Origin of the sequence: Nostoc flagelliforme FACHB-838 (genome assembly GCF_014698065.1) — a bacterium.
Classification (GTDB): domain Bacteria; phylum Cyanobacteriota; class Cyanobacteriia; order Cyanobacteriales; family Nostocaceae; genus Nostoc; species Nostoc flagelliforme_B.
This window is the reverse complement of record NZ_JACJSI010000716.1, coordinates 1-1,592: the sequence shown is the minus strand read 5'-3', so window position 1 is coordinate 1,592 and position 1,592 is coordinate 1. Positions and strand designations below refer to the sequence as shown.

General features: G+C 44.2%; 2 protein-coding genes and 1 pseudogene. All 3 read right to left on the bottom strand.

Features of this window, described 5'->3' with window-relative positions:
- Positions 1-717, bottom strand: a pseudogene (locus H6G97_RS51070) (hypothetical protein); the annotation flags it as partial.
- Between the two features lie 3 nt (positions 718-720).
- Positions 721-1,008: a hypothetical protein gene (locus H6G97_RS51065; protein ID WP_012412919.1), complete on the bottom strand. Its 288-nt coding sequence runs from the start codon at positions 1,006-1,008 to the stop codon at positions 721-723.
- Between the two features lie 3 nt (positions 1,009-1,011).
- Positions 1,012-1,452, bottom strand: coding sequence for a hypothetical protein (locus H6G97_RS51060; RefSeq protein WP_190947775.1), 441 nt, complete (start codon positions 1,450-1,452; stop codon positions 1,012-1,014).
- Positions 1,453-1,592 lie beyond the last annotated feature (140 nt).

The following is a 1,592-nucleotide window of genomic DNA, read 5'->3' as shown; positions in this document are numbered from 1 at the left end:
TGGCGTTTGAGATTTTGCAGCAATTTTGTTGATAATCACCCCTGCTAAAGTTGATTTGCCAGATTGTGTCCCACCAGAAAGGTAAAAATGGTGATTACTGCGAAGAGTCATATCTTGATTAGATGCAGCATCACACAGTTCATCAATCCAAGCACCATCAATTCTGATGTAACCAGGATAATTTGCTGCTAGGGCTTGGAGAATTTTCATCGCACCCGGATTAGTCACGGACTGCACAAATTCTTCATCAATGTCAGCAATATCGGGATTGGGAATACCAGTCGGTGAAGGTGATTGTTGTGCTGGTGGTTCTGGGAGTGTAACCAACCCTTGCAACTGATATTCAGCTATCCACCGGGGGCGCTCTTGCATTGGTAGCCGATTCACGTAATCAGCAACTCGGCGTTTGGCAGCGATCGCAGTGGTAACATAATCATAAACAGCTTCACCTTGTAAATGCTGTTTAAGTGATTTCAGGTCAGCTTCTTCTAAAGAGCGGTATACTTTCTGTTTGCCTTCGCTGATTTGGGCAGATACTCCAAATAAGCCAGCACTCAGCGTTCCAGCACCAAGCAGCATCCCGGTTGTTATCCGGTCAGTATTTAAGAAAAAAGGAGCAGACAGGCATAATACTGCACTCGCTCCTAAAGAACATAAGATAGTCCTTTCTGCATGAATCACCCCACTGGCAGTCAGACGTTGTAATTCAAATGGCATAACTTATCTCACCCCCAATGCAACACCGGCTGCAACTAAGGTCAAAAAGACAAACAGGAATATCACTCCAGGCATCAAGCCGATGGTAAAAGTTTTGCGGTTAAATCCAAAACCTTTAACGACTAAACCGCCAAAGTTGAATAACCCCAGAAATATACAGCAGATAGAGATTATGCCGATAAACCAAAGAATGTACTTACTAACGGGGCTGGCAACCGATAAATAACCCATAAACATAGAAAAGCCAACCCCGCACACTGCATATCCTATATGAAAGAGCTTGATTTGCATAACTTAGAACCTGAAACTATCTCCCACTTCATCAAATGCTTTCTCGTATCCTCCAAGTTGACGCTGCTGTTCCTGGGAACCAAAGGCATGACGGATCACTGCCTCCCCATGTAATCCCCTGGTTCGCTGCAAATCTTCCTCAACCTTCATGGCTTCTTGGGAATATGCCAATTGGTTTTTATACATCTCTGCCAAGGATTGCAACTGCTTGAGCCTATGCCGGGAAAATTTAGTGTGCAACCACTTCTGTGCTTTTAGAGTGCCAGCCACTTCCGCCTCATCTAATATTTGCTGTGCTGTAGTGTAAGCTGGCAATGTGTAGCGATCGCGGATTGATGAAGGTAAATTACACTCAATTTGTGTTGCATCCCCAACTCTTAAATCCGTTGATACTACTCCATCACCTTTCCCGCCAAATAAACCAGGAAGCCATTTACCTAACATTGCTTTCTCTCCCCTACTACTTAAAATGGCGTTGTTGCGTGAATAGGCAAAATGGTAAATTTTACCTATCGCCTATGTTCGCTCGCCGCCTAACCCTGCATATGAACACGAAAGCCCAGTACAAAGTGAAAAATTGGAAC

Excerpts from the sequence above, each read along its gene's own strand:
- H6G97_RS51065 (WP_012412919.1), bottom strand. The coding sequence starts at position 1,008 with ATGCAAATCAAGCTCTTTCATATAGGATATGCAGTGTGCGGGGTTGGC.
- H6G97_RS51060 (WP_190947775.1), bottom strand. The coding sequence starts at position 1,452 with ATGTTAGGTAAATGGCTTCCTGGTTTATTTGGCGGGAAAGGTGATGGA.